Genomic DNA, 23752 nt, shown 5'->3' with positions numbered 1-23752 from the left:
GCCCGTCGGGAATCCCCAAGCGGGACCCTATTGGGCAGCGAGCAGAGTTTCCCCGGAATAGGCCGAAAGGCCAAGCGAATGCATCAGGGCCCGCAGTTCCTGACGCGCGGCCAGATGCTGCAGCGACACAGGCACCGGGCGAACCTGCGGCGACAGGTCGGCGATGGTCAGGCCGAACGGGAACAGTTCGCGATAGATCACGCGGTCGCGAAGTCCCGGTCCCATGCGGAACCCGACCCGCTTGGCCAGGGCCGTGAGGCGATCCTCAAGACGCTTGCGATTGCGGGCCTCGGTGGTGGCCAGACGGTTGCGCAGCACCACCCAGTCCAGCGCCTGGCGCTGCCCGCTCATGGCGCGCGCCTTGCGGGCTTCCCAGACGGACTGGGAATAGAGGCTGGGCGTGGTCAGCTCCATGGTCACGGGATCGACGTGGCCCAGCATGTCGAAGTCGACGAAGCTGTCGTTCATCGGCGTGACGATCAGGTCGGCGCGGCCATGGGCCAGGCGCGAGATGGCGGTGTCACCGCCGGGGGTGTCGATCAGCACGAAATCGGCTTCTTCCAGGCCGCGCGCGAAGGCGACCTCGAAACGCTCGATCTGCTCGGCTTCCGGCGCGGCGGCCAGGGCGATGTCGTCCTCGCTGAGACGAATCTGGATCGGCTCGGGCAACGGAAGCTTCTTGTTCTCGAGCCAGGCGCGGCGGTTCTCGAAGAAGCGCATGGAGGTGCACTGGCGCAGGTCCAGATCGATCACCGCCACCTTGGCGCCGCCATAAAGCAGGGCGGTCACGAGGTGCACGGCGATGGTGGACTTGCCCGCCCCGCCCTTTTCGTTCCCGACCACGATCACGCGCGTTTCGGCCATGTGCTCGCTCCTTCTCTCGCCGCGACTCGCACGGTCAACGAAACGTTAACACAGCGTCCAAGGCGCAGCCGAGCGGTCATCACGTTGATCCACAGCACCTTTTGTCGCAGGGGATGTCGCACCCGCGCCCTGCCTGAGCGGCAAGGTGGACGCCGCCGCGCCCCTCGGCCATAAGCCGACGCCTGCTGGTACAGGAGGCCCCGATGGCCCAAGCGTCCCCGATCATCGTCCGAACCGTCGCCGAGATGCGCGCCCACGTGGCCGCCTGGAAGGCTCAAGGCGACCAGGTGGCGTTGATCCCAACCATGGGCGCCCTGCACGACGGCCACCTGACCCTGGTCAAGCTGGGCCAGACCAAGGCCCGCCGCACGGTGGCCAGCGTCTTTGTGAATCCCAAACAGTTCGCGCCGCACGAGGACTTCGACGCCTATCCGCGCGGCGAGGCCGTCGACGCCGAGATGCTGGCCTCGGTCGGCTGCGACCTGATGTTCGCCCCCTCGGCAGCCGAGATGTACGCGCCGGGCTTCTCGACCGCGATCAACGTCTCGGGCGTCTCCGAGCCGCTGGAGGGCGCCGCCCGACCGCAGTTCTTCGGCGGCGTCGCCACCGTGGTGGCCAAGCTGCTGATCCAGAGCCAGGCCGACTACGCGGTGTTCGGCGAGAAGGACTATCAGCAGCTGCAGGTCATCAAGCGCCTGGCCCGCGACCTGGACCTCCCCACGCAGATCGTCTCGGCGCCGACCGCCCGCGCGGAGGACGGCCTGGCCCTGTCCTCGCGCAACGCCTATCTCAGCGCCGAGGAGCGCCAGATCGCCGTGGCCCTGCCGAACGCCCTGCGCGCCGCCGCGCACGCGGTCGCTTCAGGCGGACGGATCGACGAGGCCGAGGCCGCCGGCAAGGCCGCCCTGACCGCCGCCGGCTTTGGCCAGATCGACTATCTGGATGTCCGCGAAGCCTCGGACCTTTCGAAACTAGGCCCCGGACCGATCGGCGACGCGGAAGGCCGCATCCTGGTCGCCGCCTGGCTGGGCAAGACCCGCCTGATCGACAACATGGCTGTCTAGCCTACCAGGCGCCCAGCTCGCGAAGCTGACGCGCCAGATCCAGCGGCATCTCGGCCGCCTCGCTCTCGGTGAGGTCGGCGGGCGCATCCTCGGGCGGCAGGTAGCGCCAGCCCTGGAAGGCGCGACGCGGCTGCGGGACCACGCGGATGATCGGCGGATCGACCGTCACCTCGCAGCGCTTGGCCGCGCCCTCGCCCACCGTGTCGATGGCGAGGATCTTCTGGCGGCACAGGACCTGCCCCTTGAACACGCGGTACAACGAGCCGCCGTCCAGCACCTCGTCGATGCGCTTGGGCGTCATGCGGGTATGCATGATCCACGGCTCGCCGGTCCTGTGCCAGGCGAGCAGGTCTTCGATCGTGTCGCAGCCGACGACCAGCTTGATGATGTGCAGAGCCATGGTCGGGTGATCAGGCCGCCGGTTCCAGTCGGGCCAGCACCACGCCTTCGCTGACCTGACCCCCGGCCGTCGCCGAGAGCTCGGCCACCACGCCATCGAACGGCGCGGCCAGGGCGTGTTCCATCTTCATGGCCTCAAGGGTGAGCAGGGTCTGGCCCTTCACGACGCTCTGGCCCGCCTCGACGGCGACCGAGACGATCTTGCCCGGCATCGGCGACAGGATCGCGCCGTCCGAAGCCGCCGAATGGGCGCCGCCGCCCTGATAGCTGAAGTCGAACTCCTGAACGTCGCCGCCCTCGAACACCCGCAGGGGGCCATCGCCATGCGCGCCGGGCAAGACGTCGACATCGTCCAGAGCCCGGCCGTCCTCGACGGTGATGTCCCAGGACCAGTCATCACCGCGACCACCGGCCAGGGCGACTCGCAACGGGACCTTGCGGCCGTCGATGCTCATCGGCAGGTCCATGGCCGCGCGGGGGGCGTTCATGCGGAAGCCCAGCAGACGCGACGGCGCGCTGACGAACGGATCGGCCTTGGGCTGATCGGCGTCCATGAAGCCTTCCAGGCGCTGGCCGATGGCCGCCAGGGTCGGGGCGTCGCTAAAGGTGCGCTCGACCAAGTCGTCCAGCCGCGCCTCGATGAAGCCGGTGTCGACGAGGCCCTCCACGAAGTCCGGATGGCTGGCGCATTTGGCCAGGAAGGCGGCGTTGGTCTTGACCGGCCACACCTCGACCAGGCCGCAGGCCTCGGCCAGACGATGGGCGGCGTCCTCACGATCGACGCCATGGGCGATCAGCTTGGCGATCATCGGGTCGTAGAAGGGCGTAACCTCGCCGCCCTCCTCCACCGCGCTGTCGACACGGACGTCGCCCTCGGGCAGGCGGAAATGCTTCAGCTTGCCCGTGCTGGGCAGGAAGCCGGTGACGGGGTTCTCGGCATAAAGGCGGGCCTCCATGGCCCAACCGTCCAGCTCGATCTCGTCCTGCTCCAGCGGCAGGGGCTCACCCGAGGCCACCCGCAACTGCCACTCGACCAGATCCTGGCCCGTGACCATCTCGGTGACCGGGTGCTCGACCTGCAGGCGGGTGTTCATCTCCATGAACCAGATGCGGTCGGCGCGCAGGCCTTCGCTGGCGTCGGCGATGAACTCCACCGTGCCGGCCCCGACATAGTTCACGGCCTTGGCGGCCTTGACCGCGGCGGCGCAGACGGCCTGACGGGTGGCCTCGTCCATGCCGGGGGCCGGAGCCTCCTCGATAACCTTCTGGTGGCGGCGCTGCAGCGAGCAGTCGCGCTCGAACAGGTGGACGACATTGCCGTGGCTGTCGCCGAACACCTGCACCTCGATGTGGCGCGGACGGGTGACATACTTTTCCAGCAGCACGCGCTGGTCGCCAAAGCTGGCGGCGGCCTCGCGCTGACACGAGGCCAGGGCTTCGGCGAAGTCAGCGGCGGCCAGCACCTTGCGCATGCCCTTGCCGCCGCCGCCGGCCACGGCCTTGATCAGCACCGGATAGCCGATGGCGTCAGCTTCCTTGCCCAGACGCTCAACCGACTGGTCATCGCCCAGATAGCCCGGCGTGGTGGGCACGCCCGCCGCGATCATGAGCTTCTTGGCGGCATCCTTCAGGCCCATGGCCCGGATCGCCGAGGGCGGCGGGCCGATCCACACCAGACCCGCGTCGAGCACCGCCTGGGCGAAGTCGGCGTTCTCGGACAGGAAGCCGTAGCCGGGATGGATCGCCTCGGCCCCCATCTGCCGGGCGGCCGCCAGGATCTTCTCCGGAACCAGATAGCTCTCCCGCGCCGGGGCCGCCCCGATCAGGATGGCGCTGTCGGCCTCCATCACAAACGGCGCGTCGGCGTCGGCCTCGGAATAGACCGCGATGGTCCGCACGCCCAGCTCACGGGCTGTGCGGATAATCCGACGGGCGATTTCACCCCGGTTGGCGATGAGGACGGAAGAGATCAAGGGCTGGGCCTACATTTGGTAGAGGGTGAAAATCATCAAGCCGACCACCAGGAGCGTGAAGGCCGTGACGCTCATGAACCAGACAATAAAGGTCTTGAGCAGCGCGCCAAAAATACTGGAGCCATAGCCCCCGCGCAGGGTCTGGAAGAGGTTGATGGGCGTCCAGAATGCCAGCAGCACAAACCAGGGCGCGATCAACGGCGCGGGCAGCACCATGCCGACGGCGTTGGTCAGGAACGAGAACGACAGCAGGTTGGTCGCCACCAGCAGATGGTCGTAAATGAAATACTGGCGCTTGTTCACATAGACCAGCGCGAGGCTGAGCCCGATGATCGGCAGCAGCAGCACCGCCAGGCGGTGGGCCCAGCCGAACATGACCAGCAGGTAGTAGTCAGGATTCTCAACGGCCTTGGCCGTGCGCTCCTTGAGCCAGTTGCCTTTGACCACCGAGCTTTGGAAATGGACGGTGTTGGTGGAGTGCGCCTGGGTCTCGGAATAGGTCAGCGCGGGCTTGGTTACGGGCCTGCCGTGCGGACTGTCTTCGGCCATCGCCTGGGCCTGAGCTTCCAGGGCGTCTGGCCCATCCTCGAACTTCAGGCTGCGGATCTTGTCGGCGGCCGCCTTGCCCGTCAGCTTGCGCGAGAGCTCCTGCGCGACCTTGGGGTCCTTTTCGATAGCGTCGGCCTTGGCGATCCTCTCCGCATAGCGGTCCTGAACCTCTTGGACGTCCTCGACATAGCTGGCGGCGACCTTGGCCTTGTCCTGGTCGGGATCCTTCAGCGCCTCGTCGCGATCGATCGCGGCCTCCTTCAAGGCCTCATCGCGGGTCTCGACAGCCTCGGCGCGCAGCTTGCCGGCCTCCTTGGCGCGGCCCTGCGGCGTGGCCAACTCAGCGGCGCGGTGCTCGGCCTCGACCTCCTGGTGGTGCTTGATCTTATGGATCGCGTGCTCTGCCGCGAAGATGAACAACAGCAGGGCCACAAGGAACGTGCGGAACGGCGGCACGTGCCGCGCGATCCGGCCTTCCATATAGTCCTTGGCCAGCACGCCGGGCCTGAACAGCAGCAGCGGCAGGGTCTTGGCCAGGCGGCCATCAAGGTGGAACATCCCCTCGATGGCTTCCCAGATCAGGTGCAGGATCGAGCGGTGATGAGTGTCGGCGTTCTGGCCGCAGGAATGGCAGTACCAGCCTTCCAGCGGCGCGCCGCAGTTCGCGCAGGGCTGGCCCTGCCTGTCGAACGGCTTTTTCCTTCTGGGGCGGAAGACATCCGTGATGGAGTCCGCCGCCGCCGCCTCGAGTTCACCCGTCATACCGCCCCCGGCCTGAATCCGCGCTCTGAATCGCGCCTAGATTGACCAGACCGGTTTACGACGCGCGAGGAAGGCGCGCACCCCTTCTTGGCCCTCTTCGGAAACGCGGCGGCGCGCGATGCGCTTGGCGGTCTCCTCGATCAGACCCTTGTCGAGTTTCTGATCAGCAAAGTCGTTGACCAGCGCCTTGGCGTCGCCGATCGCGCCGGGGGCGCAGGCGGCCATCTCCTCGATCAGGGTGTCGCGCGCCACCTCGAGGCCGGCGACATCGTCGAAGACTTCATCGACCAAGCCGTAGCTCCAGGCCGCATCGGCGTCAAACACCCGGCCCGTGGCGAACAGCAGCTTGGCCGTGCGCGGCCCCAGAGCCGCGATGACATAGGGGCTGATGGTCGCGGGGGTCAGGCCCAGCTTGACCTCCGAGAAGCTGAAAGTCGCGTCCGCCGTGGCCATGGCGTGATCACAGGCCGCGACCAGACCGGCGCCGCCGCCGAAGGCGGGGCCTTCGACCAGGGCCACGGTCAGGGCCGGCACGTCGTGCAAGGCCTTAAGCATATGGGCCAGTTCAAGGGCGTCGAGGCGATTGTCGTCCTCGCTCCAGTCCACCGCGTCGGCCATCCAGCTCAGGTCGGCGCCGGCGCTGAACGCCCCGCCCATGCCGCGCAGGAACACCACCCGGACGCCCTCGGCGCCGTGCAGGGTCTCGAACGCCTCGCGCAGGGCCGCGATGGTCGCCGCGTCGAAGGCGTTCTTCTTTTCGGGCCGATTGATCCACACGGTCACCGCCCCTTCGGGCGTGCTCTCCAGGTGAACCAGCGGGCTCACAGCGTCGGTGTCGGGAACTTCGACAATCGGATCGGCGATAGGGTTGGTCATTGGTCTGGGCCTTCCTGAACTCTGGGCAGACAGTACATCACATGCGGTCGCAGCGGGTGGTCCTGAGACAGGCCCGGATGATTGAAATCCCGAGGCTCATCGCGCAGGAAACCCAGCCGCCGCATGACCGACTGGGACCGAACGTTCGAGCGGGCCGTGAACGCCAATATCTCTTCGACGGGCAGACGCGCGAACCCGTCGGCGAGGATCGCCGGCATGACGCCAGAGACCAGGCCGCGCCCCACGGCGTCGGACCTCAGGCGCCATAGGGCTTCAACGCCACCAAAGCCCAGGGCGCCGTCCAGGGCGTGCAGCCCCGCCGCGCCCACGGCCTCGCCCGCTTCATCCAGCACCGCCCAGACTCCCCAGCCGTTGTCGGCGAGGCCTGACGCCACGCGCTCGAACGTGGCGCGGCTGTGGGCGGCGCTCATCGCGCCGCCCAGCCAGTGGGCGACCACTGGATCACGGTTCAGCGCTTCCCAAGCCGGGAAAAGCGCCTCGGTCCAGGGAACCAGACGAGGATGCGGCGCGGCAATCATGGCTACATCCTGAAGACGCCGAACGTCGTCTCCGGAATCGGCGCGTTGAGGCTGGCCGATATGGCCAGACCCAGGACGTCGCGGGTTTGCGCCGGATCAATGATGCCGTCGTCCCAGAGGCGCGCGGTGGCGTGATAGGGATTGCCCTCGTCCTCGTACTTCTGGCGGATCGGCGCCTTGAAGACTTCGGCCTCCTCGTCGCTCCACTTGGCGGCGTCCCGGTGAACGGTGGCCAGCACGCTGGCGGCCTGCTCGCCCCCCATCACCGAGATGCGGCTGTTGGGCCAGGTGAACAGGAAGCGCGGGCTGTAAGCCCGTCCGCACATGCCGTAATTGCCGGCCCCGAAGCTGCCGCCGATCAGCACGGTGAACTTGGGCACCTCGGCCGAGGCGACCGCCGTGACCAGCTTGGCCCCGTCCTTGGCGATGCCGCCGGCCTCGTACTTGCCGCCGACCATGAAGCCCGAGATGTTCTGCAGAAAGACCAGTGGAATCTTGCGCTTGCAGGCCAGTTCTATGAAGTGCGCGCCCTTGACGGCGCTCTCGCTGAACAGCACGCCGTTATTGGCCAGGATCGCCACCGGCTGCCCCCAGATGCGGGCGAAGCCGCAGACCAGGGTCGTGCCGTACAGCGCCTTGAACTCGTCGAACTCGCTGCCGTCGACGATACGGGCGATGACCTCGCGCACGTCGTAGGGCGCGCGGACGTCGGTCGGAACGATGCCGTACAGCTCCTCGGCGTCGTAAAGCGGCGCCCGGGTCTCGGTGATCACCAGTGCGGACGGTTTAGTGGTGTTGAGGTTGGCGACGATGGAGCGGACGATCTCCAGCGCGTGCTCATCGTCATTGGCCACGTGGTCGACAACGCCAGACCGGCGGCCGTGCGTATCGGCCCCGCCCAGTTCCTCGGCGCTGATGACCTCGCCCGTGGCGGCTTTCACCAGCGGCGGCCCCGCCAGGAAGATGGTGCCCTGGTCGCGGACGATGACGGTCTCGTCGCTCATCGCCGGCACATAGGCGCCGCCGGCGGTGCACGAGCCCATGACGCAGGCGATCTGGGCGATGCCCGCCGCGCTCATCCGGGCCTGGTTGAAGAAGATGCGGCCAAAGTGGTCGCGGTCGGGGAAGACCTCGGCCTGGTGGGGCAGGTTCGCGCCGCCGCTGTCGACCAGATAGACGCACGGCAGACGGTTCTGCTGGGCGATCTCCTGGGCGCGCAGGTGCTTCTTCACCGTTATCGGGAAATAGGCGCCGCCCTTCACCGTGGCGTCGTTGGCGACGATCATCACCTCGCGGCCTGACACCCGGCCGATTCCGGTGATCACGCCGGCGCCGGGCGCCTCGCCATCATAGAGGTCACACGCGGCCAGCTGGCCGATCTCGAGGAACGGCGAACCTGGATCCAGCAGCCGCTCGACGCGCTGGCGCGGCAGCAGCTTGCCCCGCGCTACATGGCGCTGACGGGTCGCTTCGGATCCCCCCAGGGCGGCCGTGGCCACCCGCTGGCGCAGCTCTTCGACAAGGCCGCGATTGTGGGCGGCGTTGCGGGCGAAGGTCTCGCCCGAAGGATCGACAACGGAGTTCAGCTTCGGCATGAGCGAGGGATAGCCTTTTCCATTCAATCTCGAAAGGCGGTCATTTTCGCCTCACATAACGCGCCAAGCCGCGAAAACCCTCCGCGATCACGCCGCTGGAAAGCGCGATAGTCGGACCGATCGCGCCCCGATGGTCAAGTCTTCCCATTCACGCTAGCGTCCGGACGTGGGAACGCCTTTGGACGCCTTCGACGACTCAGCCCTGGCGCGCCTGTTCGCCCGCGAACGACGCGACGGCGCCGCCACGTGGTTCTCATTGCCCGGCGGCGCAACGCTCTACGCCCCCGGAGAGGAAGCCGACCAGCTCTATTTTCTGCGGACGGGTCGGCTCGGCGCATTTCGCCGGGAGGAAGGCCAGGAGCCGCAATTCCTGGGCGTGATCCGCCCCGGCGAACCCGCGGGCGAGATGGCCCTGATCGGCGGCATGCCCCATTCCGCCAATCTGGTGGCCTTGCGAGACAGCGAGATCCTGGCCCTGCCCCGCGCCGAATTCTTCGCGGCGGCCGAAAAAGACCCCACGGTGATGCTGGAACTGTCGCGGCTGATGATCCGTCGCGCGCGCCAGGCCCAGACCCACGCGGCGATCGGCGACCCTTCGGTCTTCGGCTTCATCGCCGTCGAAGCCGGTCAGGCCATCCGACCGATCGTTGAACGCATCGCCCGCGCCATGGAGGCCCTCGGCTACTCCGTCACCGTTGAAGGCAGCGAGTCGGCCCTGGCCCCGACCGAGTGGTTCACCAATGTGGAGCGCGAGCACGACTTCGTCCTCTATGTCGCCGAGGCCGACGAGACCGCCTGGAAACACGTGGTGGGCCGTCAGGTGGACCGCCTATTTCGCATCGGACGCGGCGACCGCCCGCCGCCCGCCGCGATCCCGTCCTATGCCTCTGGCCCACTGCAGGCCCAGCGGCTGGTCGACCTGATCCTGCTGCAGTCGGCCAACCTCAGCCAGCCCAGCGGCTCGGCGGCGTGGGTGACCGCCACACAAGCCGCGCGCCTGTTCCATGTGCGCGAGAACGGCATGGCCGACGTGCAACGCCTGGCTCGAGTGCTCACCGGTCAGTCGGTGGGGCTGGTGCTATCGGGCGGCGGCGCCAGGGCCTATGCCCATATCGGCGCCATAGAGGCCCTGCGCGAGCGCGGCATTCCCATCGACTTCGTCGGTGGCGCCTCGATGGGCGCGGTGATCGCGGCGGGTCTGGCCATGGGCTGGGACGACGGCGAGATGGAGGCCCGCATCCGCAAGGCCTTCGTCGAATCCAGCCCTGTCGATGACATCGCCTTTCCGATGATCGCCATGACCCGGGGCGACAAGGTCCGCGTGCGGCTGGAGGAGCATTTCGGCGACATCGAGATCAGCGACCTGTGGCTGCCGTTCTTCTGCGTATCCTCCAACCTGACCTCGGGCTCCTATCACCTGCATCGCCAGGGCCCGCTGCACAGCGCCCTGCGCGCCTCCATCTCGCTACCCGGCGTACTGCCGCCGGTTTGCCTGGACGGGGCGGTTCTGGTGGACGGCGCGGTGATGAAGAACTTCCCGGCCGACGTCATGCGCTCGATGCAGCTGGGCCCGATCGTCGGCGTGGACGTCACGCGCGGCCGCAGCATCACCGGCGAGGACGTCGTCACGCCCCCGTCGCTCTGGAACTGGTTCTGGTCGGGCGAATGGCGCAAGGGCCCGCCGATCGTCGCCCTGTTGATGCGCGCCGCCACGGTGTCGACAGGCCGCGATCTGGCCGCCAGCCGCGAAGCCTCGGACGTGCTGATCACACCCAAGCTCGACAAGATCGACATCCGCGACTGGAAAGCCTTCGCCCCCGCGGTTCAAGCCGGCAAGATGGCCGCCGCCCTGGCGCTGGACGGGCTTGACCGTCCCGTTGCCGACCTGCGCCGCCGCCCCAGCCTGGCCGAGCGCGCGCGCGGACTTTTCAATCTCGCCGCGCGATGATGATCTTTCGGGTCAACCCAGAATGCGCCCCCGCCAGACATCAAGGAAGGCGCCTTTCTCCACGGGTGCGACAAATGGCGCGCGGTTGAGCGCGCGCGGGGTGCAATCGCACCTTTATTAACGTTCGATTCACCCTATAGTTAAGTCAGGCTTCCGATAGAGAAGCCCAAGGGAAGGACGCCTAGCCAATGTTTCAGCCCGTCAAATTCACGATGGTCATGGACCGCCGCGTCAAGCCGGCGGACATCCTCACATCACCCGCTCATCGCTTCTCGCTGCAGCGTTCGATCCTGGTCGGCGCCACGATGCTGTTCTGGGCGGCGGTCGTCATCGGGATCAAGCTGCTGGCGTCCTGATTCCAGGCGCTGCGGGCGCGACGCCCGGTCGCACGGAAATCGCTTTTCACGCCGTCGAAATCGCGCTCATACTCTCCTTGTGTTGTTCAACAACTGAAAGGAGGTGACCAGTGTCTCATTGTCTCCAACCGAGGTCGCGGGTCGTGACCTGGAGCCTGAAGATCGAGGTATCCGCCTGAAGGCGTTGAATCGCTTTAGGATCTAGTCACGCCGCGAACTGCGGCCACGACGATGGAGGGCCGTTCCGGGAAACCGGGACGGCCCTTTTTCATGCGTTGAAGGCTGCTATCCCGTGCGAGCACAGCAAGACCCGGGATAGCCCTCACTACGATCCGACCAGTTCCCGACCGATCAGGAAGCGGCGGATTTCGTTCGTTCCCGCGCCGATGTCATAGAGCTTTGCATCGCGCAGCAGGCGCTCCACCGGCCATTCCTTGGTGTAGCCCGCGCCGCCCAGAGCCTGAATCGCCTCCAGACAGGTCTTCACCGCGTTTTCAGACGCCAGCAGGATCGCGCCGGCCGCGTCGAAGCGCGTGGTCTTGCCCGCATCGCAGGCCCGCGCCACGGCGTAGACATAGGCCCTGGCGGAATTGAGGGCGACGTACATGTCGGCGACCTTGCCCTGCATCAGCTGGAACGAGCCGATCGCCTGGCCGAACTGCTTGCGTTCACGCACGTAGGGCAACACCACGTCCAGGCAGGCCTGCATCAGGCCCAGGGGGCCGGCCGAAAGCACCGCGCGCTCATAGTCGAGGCCGCTCATCAGCACCCCTACCCCGCCGCCGACCGGGCCCATGACGTTTTCCTCGGGGACTTCACAGTCCTCGAACACCAGTTCGGCGGTGTCGGAGCCGCGCATGCCCATCTTGTCGAGCTTCTTGCTGACGCTGAAACCCTTCATGCCCTTCTCGATCAGGAAGGCGGTGATGCCGCGATCGCTGGTCTTGGCGTAGACGACGAGGGTGTCGGCGTGCGGGGCGTTGGTGATCCAGAACTTCGTGCCGTTCAGCACGTAGCGATCGCCCTTCAGCTCGGCCCGCAGCTTCATCGAGACGACGTCCGAGCCCGAGCCGGCCTCGCTCATGGCCAGCGAACCGACGTGCTCGCCGCTGATCAGCTTGGGCAGGTAGCGATGCTTCTGCTCGGGCGTGCCCCAGCGGCGGATCTGGTTGACGCAAAGGTTGGAGTGCGCGCCGTAGGACAGGCCCACCGAGGCCGAGGCGCGGGAGATCTCCTCCATCGCCACCACGTGCTCGAGATAGCCGAGGCCCAGGCCGCCGAACTCTTCCTCGACCGTGATGCCGTGCAGGCCCAGGTCGCCCATCGGGACCCAAAGCTCGCGCGGGAATGCGTTGGTTTCATCAATCCGCGCGGCGATGGGCGCGATCTTGTCGGCCGCGAAGCGGGCCGTGGCGTCTCGGATCGCGTCGGCCGTCTCGCCCAGCGCGAAGTCCATGGAGGGTGTGGAATTTGTCGTCATGGCGAGTCCCATAGCACAAGCGCCCGCGGATCAACGAGACCCGCGGGCGTTCATGCCAACCAGACTGGGTTGAACGGATTTACTCTTCGTCGAGTTCGTCGGGACCGGCCAGCTTGCGCAGCAGCAGATAGGCCGACACCACGAAACAGATCGCGCCAATCATGCTGGCGCCGTAGCCGAACATCTTGATCTGGGAGAAGCCGGGGCCCGAGGCCACGGTGAGGATCCAGAGAACACCCCCGCCGAACATGGCCAGACCCAGCACGCCCAAACTCACCAGAAGGCTGAGATTGCCGAAGCGCGGCTGTTCCGATTCGCTGAACGGCACGTCCAGAGCCGACAGCGCGACATCGTCGCTGGTCGAGAAGCCGTCGAGATTGAACACCGAGGGCGAGGTCCGCGTCGCGGTCTCGAACAGGGTGGGCTCGGCAGCCGGCGGCGGGCCAAGCTCGACCACCTCGACAACCGGCATGCGGGCGAACTGCTGGGGCGGTTCCGGCGTCAGCTGGAACGGAGCCGCCGTGCGGGCCGCCTCGGGCTCATCGTGGATCACGGGAGCGGGCGCGGCCATGGCCGGCGCGGGGGCCGGCGGTTCGGGCAGCACCAGGTCGTCGCGCGCCGGAACCGGGACGGACGGCGCCGATGACGCGGGCGCGTCCTCGTCGGGGAATATCGCCTCGAGGCGCGCGCCCACGGCGGCCGCGGCCTGCTCGCTGGCGCTCAGGCCGTCCTCGTCAGGAACCACCAGGAAGGGCTTGGGCCCTTCCTCGCGCTCGACCGTGGCGCGGTCACCTTCGAACCGGGCCATGACGGCAGCGGGAGTCTGCTTGGGCACCGCGCAGCTGGCGTCGTAGTCGACCTTGGGTCGAAGCACGGGACTGGGCGCGGCGATCCAGACGCCGTCGGGCGGCGTCAGAAACAGGGCCTTCTCCGCGGAACGGCGGCGGACCAGCGCGTCGATGACGATGCGCTCGCCCTCGAAGTCGGCCTTGCGCCACATTTCCATGGCGCAGGCGGCTTGCAGCAGCGAGCCTTCGTTGATCCGACGCAGGACGCCGGAGCGCATGAAGTTGTCGAGACCGATGTTGAAAGCGAAGCAGACCAGCGCGTCGAACTGGTTCTGATTCAGCGGCGCATAGGTCTGTTCGTTGACCGCGTGGGCCACCGAGATGAGATCGTACAGAAGGAGGGCTTCGGCGTCTTTTTCCGAAACGGTCGCGCCACCGCGAGCGGTGAGCGTATGGCCGTAGCCGATCGTCCAGCGCCCATCGGGCAGCTGAGCGGCTTTCATTCGGTAGCCTTCGAATCTCTTGATGAGATCGACGGCGGCGCGGGAGACCTGATGACGCGGTTTCATCGCCAAGAATGACCCAGTTTGAGACAGACGCGGATGCGTTTGGCTCTCTCCCCGCAAGATAGGGGCCGGTCCGCATGTTCCCGTCAGACGGGAACGCCTTTTGTCAGTGCAGCAGCAGGGCGGCGATCAGCAGGACCGCGAAGAACCCCGTGAAATCGGTCAGGAACGTCACGAAGATCGACGATGACACCGCCGGGTCGCGCCCCATCTTCTCAAGGGCCAGCGGAGCGAGGATGCCGCCGACAGCCGCCGTGAAGATGTTGGTCACCAGCGCCAGGCCGACGATGATGGCGAGCTTTTCGTGATGGTCCTTGGGGCCAAAGAACAGGTAGGTCGCCCCCCCCATCACCAGGGCAAGACACAGGCCATTGACCAGACCGACGGACAGCTCACGCAGAACGATCCGCCGGGCGTTGGCCGTGGTCAGCTCCTTGCTGGCCAGAGCGCGCACGGCGACGGCCAGGGTCTGGGTGCCGGCATTGCCGCCCAGGGACGAGACGATCGGCATCAGGATGGCCAGGGCCACCAACTGGGCGATCTCGGCCTGAAACACCGCGACGCCGCTGACGGCGACGGTGGCCGTGACCAGATTGAGCAGCAGCCACGGCAGACGCGCCTTGACGATATCGACGACGCTGGCGTCACGACCGGCGTCCGACACGCCAGCCAGGGCCAGGATGTCGGCCTGCGCCTCGTCGCGAATGACCTCGACGATGTCGTCGACCGTGATCTGGCCCACCAGCCGTCCGCCGGACTCGATGACCGGCGCGCTGATCAGGTGATACTTGTCGAAGATATAGGCCACCTCTTCCTGGCCCATCTCGACCGGAATTTCGGTGACCGCCTCCATCAGCTCGCTCAGCCGTGTCTCGCGGCGACTGCGCAGCAGCAGGCTTATCGGGATGGCGCCGACCGGCTTGTAGGTGGGATCCACCACATAGACGTCGAAGAACAGCTCGGGCAGAGCATCGCCGGCCTCGCGCACGTGGTCGATCGTGTGGCCGACGCTCCAGAACTCCGGCGCGGCCAGGAACTCGCGCTGCATCAGGCGGCCGGCCGTCTCGTCCTCGTAGGAGAGCGTCGTCTCGATGGCGGCGCGGTCGGTCTCGCCCATGGCGGCCAGCACCTGGTAGCGCTTGGTGTCGTCCAGGTCGTCGATGACGTCGGCGGCGTCGTCGGTGTCCAGCTCTTCCAGCGCGCGCGCCAGGGTCACCGAAGGGGTGGCCTCCAGCACTTCCTCGCGGATGTTGTCTTCCAGCTCCGCGATGATTTCGCCAAGCGCCTCGGGATCCAGGAGCGGGATCACCTCCTCGCGGTAGGCCGCCGAGAGAAAGCCCATAAGGTCGGCGACGTCGGCGGGCTCGAGGGCTCCGACCAGCTCACGCAGCCGTTCGGTATTGCCACTGTCGGCCGCGTCGACGACCATTTCCACATATTCGGGATTGAGCGCGTAGTCGTCGCCCAGGGCGAGGTCTTCGAGATCCTCGGGCGTGGCGGCCGCGGGAAACGGGACGTCGTCTAGCGGTTCCTCGGTCAGATCGGCGATGTCCCGGGTCATGGGGGCCTCCTGAGCTCTGAGGGCGCGGCGTCCTGGCGTGTTGCGATGGGCGGCGAGGCCTGCTTTCCGCAAGCAAAACCAGACCCAGAAACGATTAGAGCGCGTCCAGCGAGTCGGAAACCGATTTCGCCAAACGCGCTCTAGTCCTAGATCTCACCTGGTGCGGTCGAGAAGACTCGAACTTCCACGCCCTTTCGGGCACAGCGACCTCAACGCTGCGCGTCTACCAATTCCGCCACGACCGCACGTGGTGAGGGGCGGCAGGTAGCAAACTGAATCTGGTTTGGAAAGGGCTGAGTTGCCGGAAAGCGAACTATCTGGAGCGCATCAGACGCCGCCGGCCATGTAGTCATAGACGTCGGCGGCGCGCGTCACCTGGATGGCGATGCGATCGTCGCTGATCTGGATCTCGCCGCGGGCGATGGGATGATTGTTGGCGAGGATCCAGACCTCGTCATTGGTCTTGGCGTCCAGCGGGATCACCGCGCCGCGGCCCATGCGCAGCAGTTGCTGCATGGGTAGAATCGATCGCCCCAAAAGAACGGAGATCTCGACATTGACGGCGTTGACCTGGCTCACGAACTAAGGCCCCTGAATCGACTCTCGACCATTCTTGGTCGCCATGCCGAGTTTGCAAGAATAGGGCCGTATGCTTGATCGCCCGTTAAGCGTTGAAAATAAAGGGAACCGCCTTCTGGGACGCGGCGACGACGCGTCCGTTGAGTGGGCGGTTTCGACCGGATACGTCCCCTACCCGGCAGCCGTTGCCGCCATGGAGGCCCGGGCGGCCGCCATCGCCGACGGAACGGCGGGCGAGCTGGTCTGGCTTCTGGAGCATCCGCCCCTCTACACGGCCGGCATATCGGCCAAGGGCGCGGACCTGATCGAGCCCGACCGCTTCCCGGTGTTCGAGAGCGGGCGCGGCGGGCAATACACCTATCATGGTCCCGGCCAGCGGGTGGTCTATGTGATGCTGGACCTGACCCGGCGCGGCCGCGACGTGCGGGCCTTTGTCGCGGCCCTGGAAGCCTGGATCATCGACGCCCTGGCGGCCTTCAACGTGGTCGGCGAGATGCGCGAGGGCCGGGTCGGCGTCTGGGTCGAGCGCAAGGGCCCAGGCTGGTCGCGCGAAGACAAGATCGCCGCCATCGGCGTGAAGCTGCGCAAGTGGGTCAGCTTCCACGGGATCAGTCTGAACGTCGAGCCCGACCTCTCCCACTTCTCGGGTATCGTGCCCTGCGGGCAGACCGAGCACGGCGTCACCAGCCTGGTGGACCTGGGCCTGCCCGTCACGATGGATGAAGCCGACGCGGCGCTGAAGGCCAGCTTTCAGCGGGTATTCGGGGCGGTCGAAGACGGCGAAGCGCCGGTCTAGGTTTTGCCGTCATCCCGGAGGGCCGAGGGCCGATCCGGGACCGTCGAAAGCGCTGGCGTTTGCCGTAGTCCCGGCTCTTCGCTGCGCTTCGGCCGGGATGACAGACCGTACTAGATCGAAATAGCTTTCAGCGGATTGGCCCCATACCGATTGGCGCCCTGCTCGCCGCCCATGACGCCCAGTTCGACCATCGCCCACAGGATGACGATCGAGAACACGAAGTCGAGGAAGTGCTCGGGCTGCGGCCACACAGCGACTATGGCGATGATGAGCAGCATCGCCCACCAGCCGGACCGTCCCCGGTCATGCAGGCGCTTGGACAGAACGCACGTGCCCGAGAACAGCAGGACGGGATAGACGAACCATCCCGTCAGGAGGTGAAGCGGCCCCCGCGCGACGGCGTCATAGAGAACCCCGAAACCGATCAGCACGGCGGCGGCGATCAGGAACGGCGTGCGCGACAGCCGCCCATTGGACGAGAAGAACAACTCCGCCCATTCACTCCGACCGTTCATGCCCTGACTCCGAGTCGGCTAACGCGCCGCGAGGCGCAATCTAGGCGTTCGGGGGCGAGGTCGGAAGAGCAGAGCTTTCAGGGGCGTCGCCCGGGCCCAGAACCAGCGGCTTAGTTACCCCCGGACCAGACGGCGACGGCCCGTAGCGGTTGGAACCGCCTTTGCCCGCTATGAGGGCGTAGTCGATGAAAACATACACGCCAAGAACGACCTCTACGGCCAGCGCCCACATCGAGAGGCTCGATGCCTCGCCAACTGAATTGGCGATGACACGCAGCAACAGGACGCCAATCGAAAACACAGCTGGTCGGCCCCGATCATGGCCGCGCTTAACCAACAGGCCCATATAGGCCCACAGCATCAAGACGATCGCCGTCATCTGAATGATCGCGCCCGCCATGGAGGAGGCCAATTGCCCCACCGCCATGACCAGCAAGGTGAACACCGTCAAGGCCACGCCGTAGGCCCAGAAATCGCCTCGGCCTATGCGTCCCTTCAGGCTGAAATAGACGCCTAGTACATCTTTGATCGAAAACCTTGCCATGCCTCATGGTTGGAACAACCTTGAGGCGCAGACAACCCTAAATTAAGAGAACTCCACCAGCACTTCATCCGCTGCGACAGGATCGCCGCCCTTGGCGTTGACGGCCTTGACCACCCCGTCGCGCTCGGCGCGGATGATGTTCTGCATCTTCATGGCTTCCAGCACGCAGACCACCTCGCCCTCGCGGACCTGCTGGCCGGCGGTGACGTCCATCGAGACCACCAGGCCCGGCATCGGCGACAGCACCAGCTTGGAGGTGTCGGCGGCCTGCTTCTCGGGCAGCTTGTCATGCAGCTCGGCCGAGCGCGGGGTCAGCACCAGCACCCGGGCCTTGGCCGCGCGGTGGCGGATGGTGAAGCCTTCGGCGGCCGGCGCGACCTGGACCGTGAAGGCCTGTCCATCCAGACGCCCCCGGAAGGTCGGCTGGCCTGGGCGCCAGGCGATATCCGAGAGGGTCAGGGTGCGGCCTTCGTCGAGCAGTTCGACCGTGAGGGTCTCTTCGCCCGCCAGTTTCACCCTGCGCTTGGCGTGCCCGACAGCGACCACCCACGCGTCGCGGACCGGACCGTTGAGGCCGGCGACATTGGTGCGGGCCCGGGCCGCATAAACCCGCTGCATGGCCGCGCCCACCACGGTGAGGATGTCGGCCTGGGTCGCCGTCGGCTCGGTCCCGGCGAAGCCGTCAGGGAACTCGTCCTTGATGTAGTTGGTCGACAGATTGCCCGAGCGGAACCGCTCCTGGTCCATCACGGCGTTGAGGAACGGGATGTTCTGGCCCAGGCCCTCGATGTGGAAGTCCTCCAGCGCCCGGCCCATGCCGTCCACCGCCGCGATGCGGGTCGGGGCCCAGGTGCAGAGCTTGGAGATCATCGGGTCATAGAACATCGAGATCTCGTCGCCCTCGCGGACGCCGGCGTCGTTGCGGACAACATAGCCGTCATGCTGACCTTCAGCCGGCGGCGCGTACCGCACCAGCCGGCCGATGCTGGGCAGGAACTTGCGGTAGGGATCCTCGGCGTAGATGCGGCTCTCGATGGCCCAGCCGTTGATCTTCAGGTCCTTCTGCTCGAAGGCCAGCTTCTCGCCCCAGGCGCTGCGGATCATCTGCTCGACCAGATCCAGACCCGTGATCAGTTCGGTGACCGGGTGCTCGACCTGCAGGCGGGTGTTCATCTCCAGGAAGAAGAAGCTCTTGTCCTGGCCGGCCACGAACTCGACCGTACCGGCGCTGTCGTAGTTGACCGCCTTGGCCAAGGCGACGGCCTGGGCGCCCATGGCGTTGCGAGTGGCCTCGTCGAGCAGGGGGCTAGGGGCTTCCTCGATGACCTTCTGGTTGCGGCGCTGGATCGAGCATTCGCGCTCGAACAGGTGAACCACGTTGCCGTGCTTGTCGCCCAGCACCTGGATCTCGATGTGACGCGGGCTGACGATGAACTTCTCGATGAAGATCCGGTCGTCGCCGAAGCTGGCCTTGGCCTCGGCGCGAACGGCCGGGAAGCCCTCCTCGACATCCTGCTGGGTCCAGGCGACCCGAATGCCCTTGCCGCCGCCGCCCGCCGACGCCTTGATCATCACCGGATAGCCGATCTCTTCCGAGATCTTGATGGCGTGGGCGGTGTCGTCGATCTCGCCGATATGTCCGGGCACGCAGCTTACCCCGGCGGCCTGGGCGAACTTCTTGCTCTCGATCTTGTCGCCCATGGCCGAGATGGCCCCGGGGTTTGGACCGATGAAGACAATGCCCTCGTCGGCGCAGCGCTGGGCGAAGCCCGCGTTCTCCGACAAGAAGCCGAAGCCGGGGTGAACGGCCTGGGCGCCGGTCTGCCTGCAGGCGTCGATGATCTTGTCGGCCACCAGATACGACTGGTTGGCGGGCGACGGGCCGATGTGCACCGTCTCGTCGGCCATCTCCACCGCCATGCTGCCGGCGTCGGCGTCGGAATAGACCACCACCGTCGCGATCCCCAGCCGTCGGCACGTCTTGATGACCCGCACAGCGATTTCGCCTCGGTTGGCGATGAGGATCTTGGTGAACATGCGATTTCCCCTGCGGGCCTATTGTCTCGTTGGACACCGGTTATCAGGCCCGGGCATGTTTGCAACCTTGCCCCTAGGGCGCTAAAGCGGGGGACAGGGCATGACACCGGTTACCAAGAACAATGCCCATCACACGATCGTAGGGAGATGCGTTGGTGACCAAGGCGATGTTTCTGGGTTCTGCCTGTTTCCTGATCCTGGCCAGCGCGGCGCATGCCGCGACCGCCGGCGAGCCGGCGCTCCTCTTCCACGTCTCCGGCGAAAAGGGGCTCGTGGCTGACCTCGCGAGAGGCGACCCCATCCCCAACTTCGCCGACAAGGTGACCCCGATCGCCAACGGCGCCCATGGAAAGGGCCTGCACGCCGAGGACGACGGCGTGGTGTCCTGGAACGCGCCAGGCAACATCCAGGCCCAGCGAGGCTCCCTCTCCTTCTTCTGGCGGTCGGGATACCCGGTCGGCGTCGCGCCGTTCGTGATTTTCCGCGTCGGCTATGCCGACCACACCAGTTGGGACATGGCCTTCCTGCGGATCGACTGGAACGGCCACGGCTTCGACGCCTTCGTCACCGACAACGGTCTGGCCCGCACCCGCGTATCCTTCAAGCTGGACAAGCCGCCGGCCGCCGACGCCTGGACCCACCTGGCCTTCACCTGGGACGAAAACACCGGCGTCCAGCTGTTCGTCGACGGCAAGCTGGCGGCCAAGAAGGAGACCAGGGCGGTCTATGACGCGGGCCTCGACCAATTTGGCGTCGCCGCCCGCGTGGTCGCGCCCCATCAGGTGCAGAGCCGCTACAACTTCCTGCGCGGCGGCGATCTGGATGAACTGAAGATCTACGACCGCGCGCTCGATGCGGCCGCCATCGCGGCCCTGGCCAGGAATGCGCCCACCGAAACCGCCGCCCCCGTCGCGACACTGGACGACCCGGCCACCCACGCCGCCTGGCGCCTGCGCTATGGGTGGAACCGCGACAAGGACCTGCCGCCCTACCTGTCAGCGCCGTCGACCTCGATCCGCAAGGTCGAGTTCACCGACGCCAAGGACCTGAAGGAATGGATGTGGCGCGCCAATGACGGCATCCCCGAAACCACCTGGCCGGGGGTCTACAACCGCTCGCGCCTGGAGGGCCGCAACGACTATTTTCAGCTTCCCGACTGGAACACCTATGTCGAGGGCGGCAAGGCGCTGAAGCTGTCCTTGCCCAACGAACCGATCAACCGCCTGGAAATTCAGGGCGCGGCCTATGGCGACCTGACGTGGACCCCGACCGGCGGACAGGCAAGCAAGCTCGGATCGCGCGCCAAGGGTCAGGCCCGCACCGTCAACACTCTGGCGCAGCCCCTGACGGGCGGTGTTCTGACCTTCACCAACACCGACCAGGAAACCCCGATCCAGGAGCTGTGGGCCTATAACGTCACCGCCGGCGCCGAGCCCAAGGACGCGTTCAAGATGAGCTATACAGTCCGCGCCGACGCCGCGCCGGACTATCTGAACCTGGCCAGCCTCAACGCCTATATCGTCGGCCGCCACCCGGCCGGCGAGCGCGCCACGGTCGTGGCCTTGGCCGAGGGCGCTCCGGTCCGAAAGCGCCCTGCCGGCGATCTGGAGGCCAGAGGCCTGCCGATCGTCCATGTGCTGATCCCGTCGGGCTTCGGCGACGCCCCCGCCGCCCAGCCGCTCGCCCGCAACTGGGCCTATGGCTGGGAGAACGCTCGCGACGGTCTTGACGGGATCGCCATCGACATACCCGCCCTACCCGGCGCGGCCGACGGCGCGCTGATCCCGCTGAACATCCAGGTCAAGGACCCGATCTGGCCTGGGCGCAACATGATCGACGTCAGCGTCTCGGTGAAGCCCGGCGAGGCGCGCACCGTGTGGCTCGACCTGCGCGACCGCATCCTGACGCCCGACAGCCTGTACCTGACCCTCGCCGCCGACAGCACGAGCTTTGGCCCCAAGGCGCTGGACGGGACCAGGATCCGGCTGGTGCTGAAGGACCGCGAAGCCGCCAAGGCCGAGCACATCGCCGACCGGCTGAACCAGGTGAAGGACAACTGGGCCTTCCTGGTCGAGGAGCACACCACCTCCAAGCGCCAGGGCCTGTATCGCCGCCTCTACGCCGACATCAGCGACCTTTTGAAGGTGGATCCCGACAACCAGATCGGCCGCGAATACTGGGGCGACATCACCTATGGCAGCCAGGGTTGGCCGACCTTCGCCCAACCCAAGCCGACCGACGACACGCCGCTGTGGGCCTTCCGCCAGGTCGAGGACCTGAAGCTGGTCAGCAAGTTCATCAACTGGTGGATCGACGAGCGCCAGGTCGACTACGGCGACTTCGGGGGCGGTATCTCGGACGACAGCGACCTGACCCAGCAGTGGCCGGGCCTGGCCCTGATGGGCGTTGATCCCGACAAGGTGAAGGAGTCGCTGAACCGCCTGACCGACGCCTCGTACCGCAACGGCATGTTCACCAACGGCCTGTCGACCATCGTGACCGATGAACTGCACGCCTACGAGGAGGGCATCAATTCGAACGCCGAGGCGATGTATCTCGACTATGGCGACCCGCTGGCGGTCGAGCGGCTGTTCACGACGGTCAAGGCCCTGCCCCGGATCATCGACAGGAACCCGGCCGGCCACATGCACTTCAACACCAACTGGTACAGCGGCGCGCTATCCTATCGCGAAGGGCCATGGGAGTGGCAAAAGCCGTACTCGTTCGGCGTGGTCCACCCCGCGATCCTGATCGGCGACTACAATAACGACCCGACCGCGCGCGGCCTCGTTACCGGCGTCGCCGACGGCTATCTGGCCCACGTCAAGGCGGACGGCTCCTATCCCAACGAGATCAACTGGCGCACCGACGCCGAGCGTGGCGGCACGGTGCTGCAAGGCTCTGGCGCGGGCGGTCCGTTCCAGGTGTTCTGGTCGGCCTGGAAGCTGACCGGCGACGCCAAATACCTGAAGCCGATCGAGTGGCGGATCTCAAAGAACGGCATCAAGTCGTTGCAGGAGATCAACGAAAACGCGCTCGCCGCCCTGAAACTCGACACCGCCAACAAGGACGCCATCCTGAAGACGGCGGCCAAGGGCGGGACGCTGGAGCGCTACGCCGCCTGGACCCTCACGGGCGACAAGACCTACCTGGAAACCCTGTACGCAGACGAGATCCAGTGGGCCTCGCAGCACATGTACATGCACACCGAGGGCCACTGGTGGTCGGATCGGGTGGAGATCCCCAGCGACAGCCTGCAGCGTTCACGCCTGGGCGGCATCGCCAACAAGCGCGCCCAGATGACGCCGGGCCATACCGTCAGCTGGCGGTTCGAAGGCGGAGCCAGGAGCGAAGACGTCGCGATCCTGGTCAAGGGCGCGGGCAAGGCCTTCAAGGTCGTGGCCTATAACCTGACCGACAAGCCCGTGGTCGCCACCATGACCGGCTGGGGCGTCTCGCCCGGCCAGTGGAGCCTGACCCAGGGCCTCGACGCCAATGGCGACGACGCCATCGACGGCGCCGGCGAAAAGCGCTCGGTCGCCTTCGAGCGCACCCGGTCGGTGACCCTGACCCTGGCTCCGCGCCAGACGACAGTGGTCGACATGGCCCTGACCCCGGCGGGTGATGATCCGGCCAGGCGCGCCGATCTGGGCGTGGGTCGCGGCGATGTCACGGTGAAGGGTTCGGCGATCACCGCCAAGGTCCACAGCCTGGGCGCTCAGAACGCGGCTGCGGCCAAGCTCGAGCTGATCGACGCCTCGGGCAAGGTTCTGGACAGCGCGCCGATACCGGCCCTGAAGGCGCCGACGGACTTGCTGCCCAAGGTCGCCTCGGTGAAGCTAAAGATCCCGGGCGGCTTGAAGGCGATGGGCCTGCGCGTTCGGATCGTCACCGCCCAGCCCCAGAACACCGCCCTCAATGACGAGGTCGTGCTGCCATGATCCGCTTCAAGGAGACCACA

At 66.6% G+C, this 23752-nt stretch carries 18 protein-coding genes, 1 tRNA gene and 2 pseudogenes; 6 read left to right on the top strand and 15 right to left on the bottom strand.

The window, feature by feature from the left end; genetic code table 11:
* Positions 1-27: 27 nt before the first annotated feature.
* Positions 28-864 (bottom strand): division plane positioning ATPase MipZ, encoded by an 837-nt coding sequence (locus tag ACQY9P_RS15255; RefSeq protein WP_421738436.1) that lies wholly within the window; start codon positions 862-864, stop codon positions 28-30.
* A 203-nt stretch (positions 865-1067) separates the two neighbouring features.
* On the opposite strand from ACQY9P_RS15255, the gene panC reads away from it, so the two are divergent.
* A complete protein-coding gene (gene panC / locus ACQY9P_RS15250) occupies positions 1068-1928 on the top strand; it encodes a pantoate--beta-alanine ligase (RefSeq protein ID WP_421738437.1) in 861 nt (286 codons plus the stop codon).
* A 1-nt stretch (position 1929) separates the two neighbouring features.
* Here the strand turns inward: panC and ACQY9P_RS15245 are convergent, their stop codons facing one another.
* Genes ACQY9P_RS15245 through ACQY9P_RS15220 form a run of 6 tightly spaced genes read right to left on the bottom strand, consistent with a single transcriptional unit; the run spans position 1930 to position 8621 of the window.
* Positions 1930-2328, bottom strand: a complete 399-nt coding sequence (locus ACQY9P_RS15245) for a DUF1489 family protein (protein WP_421738438.1) — start codon at positions 2326-2328, stop codon at positions 1930-1932.
* Positions 2329-2338: 10 nt separating this feature from the next.
* On the bottom strand, positions 2339-4300 hold the full coding sequence (locus tag ACQY9P_RS15240) for an acetyl/propionyl/methylcrotonyl-CoA carboxylase subunit alpha (protein ID WP_421738439.1): 1962 nt from the start codon (positions 4298-4300) through the stop codon (positions 2339-2341).
* Positions 4301-4309: 9 nt separating this feature from the next.
* Entirely contained in the window at positions 4310-5611 is a 1302-nt protein-coding gene (locus ACQY9P_RS15235; protein WP_421738440.1) for a DUF3667 domain-containing protein, read from the bottom strand.
* Positions 5612-5647: 36 nt separating this feature from the next.
* Entirely contained in the window at positions 5648-6487 is an 840-nt protein-coding gene (locus ACQY9P_RS15230) for an enoyl-CoA hydratase-related protein (RefSeq protein ID WP_421738441.1), read from the bottom strand.
* A complete protein-coding gene (locus ACQY9P_RS15225) occupies positions 6484-7026 on the bottom strand; it encodes a GNAT family N-acetyltransferase (protein WP_421738442.1) in 543 nt (180 codons plus the stop codon). The genes ACQY9P_RS15230 and ACQY9P_RS15225 overlap by 4 nt, the downstream gene beginning before the upstream one ends.
* Before the next feature lie 2 nt (positions 7027-7028).
* Entirely contained in the window at positions 7029-8621 is a 1593-nt protein-coding gene (locus ACQY9P_RS15220; RefSeq protein WP_421738443.1) for a carboxyl transferase domain-containing protein, read from the bottom strand.
* A 166-nt stretch (positions 8622-8787) separates the two neighbouring features.
* Here ACQY9P_RS15220 and ACQY9P_RS15215 point away from each other — a divergent pair, with 166 nt between their 5' ends.
* The 3 genes and pseudogenes from ACQY9P_RS15215 (at position 8788) to ACQY9P_RS15205 (ending at position 11104) form a co-directional block, all read left to right on the top strand.
* A complete protein-coding gene (locus tag ACQY9P_RS15215) occupies positions 8788-10569 on the top strand; it encodes a patatin-like phospholipase family protein (protein WP_421738444.1) in 1782 nt (593 codons plus the stop codon).
* Positions 10570-10757: 188 nt separating this feature from the next.
* Positions 10758-10925, top strand: a complete 168-nt coding sequence (locus ACQY9P_RS15210; RefSeq protein WP_421738445.1) for a hypothetical protein — start codon at positions 10758-10760, stop codon at positions 10923-10925.
* Between the two features lie 93 nt (positions 10926-11018).
* Positions 11019-11104 (top strand): annotated as a pseudogene (locus ACQY9P_RS15205) (hypothetical protein).
* Positions 11105-11250: 146 nt separating this feature from the next.
* Here the strand turns inward: ACQY9P_RS15205 and ACQY9P_RS15200 are convergent.
* From ACQY9P_RS15200 to ACQY9P_RS15180, 5 genes are all read right to left on the bottom strand, one after another.
* Entirely contained in the window at positions 11251-12405 is a 1155-nt protein-coding gene (locus ACQY9P_RS15200; protein ID WP_421738446.1) for an isovaleryl-CoA dehydrogenase, read from the bottom strand.
* A 79-nt stretch (positions 12406-12484) separates the two neighbouring features.
* Positions 12485-13762: a lysozyme-family localization factor SpmX gene (gene spmX, locus ACQY9P_RS15195; RefSeq protein ID WP_421738447.1), complete on the bottom strand. Its 1278-nt coding sequence runs from the start codon at positions 13760-13762 to the stop codon at positions 12485-12487.
* Positions 13763-13865: 103 nt separating this feature from the next.
* Positions 13866-15320: a magnesium transporter gene (gene mgtE / locus ACQY9P_RS15190; RefSeq protein ID WP_421738448.1), complete on the bottom strand. Its 1455-nt coding sequence runs from the start codon at positions 15318-15320 to the stop codon at positions 13866-13868.
* Between the two features lie 158 nt (positions 15321-15478).
* Positions 15479-15565, bottom strand: a tRNA-Leu gene (locus ACQY9P_RS15185).
* A gap of 82 nt (positions 15566-15647) precedes the next feature.
* Positions 15648-15899, bottom strand: a complete 252-nt coding sequence (locus ACQY9P_RS15180) for a FliM/FliN family flagellar motor switch protein (RefSeq protein WP_007670373.1) — start codon at positions 15897-15899, stop codon at positions 15648-15650.
* Between the two features lie 70 nt (positions 15900-15969).
* On the opposite strand from ACQY9P_RS15180, the gene lipB reads away from it, so the two are divergent.
* A complete protein-coding gene (lipB, locus tag ACQY9P_RS15175; protein ID WP_421738449.1) occupies positions 15970-16695 on the top strand; it encodes a lipoyl(octanoyl) transferase LipB in 726 nt (241 codons plus the stop codon).
* A gap of 110 nt (positions 16696-16805) precedes the next feature.
* Here lipB and ACQY9P_RS15170 read toward each other — a convergent pair whose 3' ends face one another.
* The 3 genes from ACQY9P_RS15170 to ACQY9P_RS15160 are packed head-to-tail and all read right to left on the bottom strand — an operon-like array spanning position 16806 to position 19791.
* Complete coding sequence (locus tag ACQY9P_RS15170; RefSeq protein ID WP_421738450.1) at positions 16806-17210, bottom strand: DUF805 domain-containing protein; 405 nt, start codon at positions 17208-17210, stop codon at positions 16806-16808.
* Between the two features lie 40 nt (positions 17211-17250).
* Entirely contained in the window at positions 17251-17754 is a 504-nt protein-coding gene (locus tag ACQY9P_RS15165; protein WP_421738451.1) for a DUF805 domain-containing protein, read from the bottom strand.
* Positions 17755-17796: 42 nt separating this feature from the next.
* The gene (locus ACQY9P_RS15160) at positions 17797-19791 is read right to left on the bottom strand and encodes an acetyl-CoA carboxylase biotin carboxylase subunit (protein ID WP_421738452.1); all 1995 of its coding nucleotides are present in this window, start codon (positions 19789-19791) and stop codon (positions 17797-17799) included.
* A gap of 21 nt (positions 19792-19812) precedes the next feature.
* Between ACQY9P_RS15160 and ACQY9P_RS15155 the strand changes: the two are divergent.
* Positions 19813-23732 (top strand): annotated as a pseudogene (locus ACQY9P_RS15155) (LamG-like jellyroll fold domain-containing protein).
* The last annotated feature ends 20 nt before the right edge of the window (positions 23733-23752 follow it).

The organism is Caulobacter sp. (genome assembly GCF_965279145.1).
Classification (GTDB): Bacteria; Pseudomonadota; Alphaproteobacteria; order Caulobacterales; family Caulobacteraceae; genus Caulobacter.
Note: the sequence above shows the minus strand (reverse complement) of the source record. Positions and strands in the feature narration are given on the sequence as shown.

Coding starts and splice junctions, on each gene's coding strand:
- ACQY9P_RS15170 (WP_421738450.1), bottom strand. CDS start 17,210: ATGAACGGTCGGAGTGAATGGGCGGAGTTGTTCTTCTCGTCCAATGGG.
- ACQY9P_RS15220 (WP_421738443.1), bottom strand. CDS start 8,621: ATGCCGAAGCTGAACTCCGTTGTCGATCCTTCGGGCGAGACCTTCGCC.
- ACQY9P_RS15160 (WP_421738452.1), bottom strand. CDS start 19,791: ATGTTCACCAAGATCCTCATCGCCAACCGAGGCGAAATCGCTGTGCGG.
- ACQY9P_RS15210 (WP_421738445.1), top strand. CDS start 10,758: ATGTTTCAGCCCGTCAAATTCACGATGGTCATGGACCGCCGCGTCAAG.
- ACQY9P_RS15235 (WP_421738440.1), bottom strand. CDS start 5,611: ATGACGGGTGAACTCGAGGCGGCGGCGGCGGACTCCATCACGGATGTC.
- spmX (WP_421738447.1), bottom strand. CDS start 13,762: ATGAAACCGCGTCATCAGGTCTCCCGCGCCGCCGTCGATCTCATCAAG.
- ACQY9P_RS15165 (WP_421738451.1), bottom strand. CDS start 17,754: ATGGCAAGGTTTTCGATCAAAGATGTACTAGGCGTCTATTTCAGCCTG.
- mgtE (WP_421738448.1), bottom strand. CDS start 15,320: ATGACCCGGGACATCGCCGATCTGACCGAGGAACCGCTAGACGACGTC.
- lipB (WP_421738449.1), top strand. CDS start 15,970: ATGCTTGATCGCCCGTTAAGCGTTGAAAATAAAGGGAACCGCCTTCTG.
- ACQY9P_RS15245 (WP_421738438.1), bottom strand. CDS start 2,328: ATGGCTCTGCACATCATCAAGCTGGTCGTCGGCTGCGACACGATCGAA.
- ACQY9P_RS15200 (WP_421738446.1), bottom strand. CDS start 12,405: ATGACGACAAATTCCACACCCTCCATGGACTTCGCGCTGGGCGAGACG.
- panC (WP_421738437.1), top strand. CDS start 1,068: ATGGCCCAAGCGTCCCCGATCATCGTCCGAACCGTCGCCGAGATGCGC.
- ACQY9P_RS15225 (WP_421738442.1), bottom strand. CDS start 7,026: ATGATTGCCGCGCCGCATCCTCGTCTGGTTCCCTGGACCGAGGCGCTT.
- ACQY9P_RS15255 (WP_421738436.1), bottom strand. CDS start 864: ATGGCCGAAACGCGCGTGATCGTGGTCGGGAACGAAAAGGGCGGGGCG.
- ACQY9P_RS15230 (WP_421738441.1), bottom strand. CDS start 6,487: ATGACCAACCCTATCGCCGATCCGATTGTCGAAGTTCCCGACACCGAC.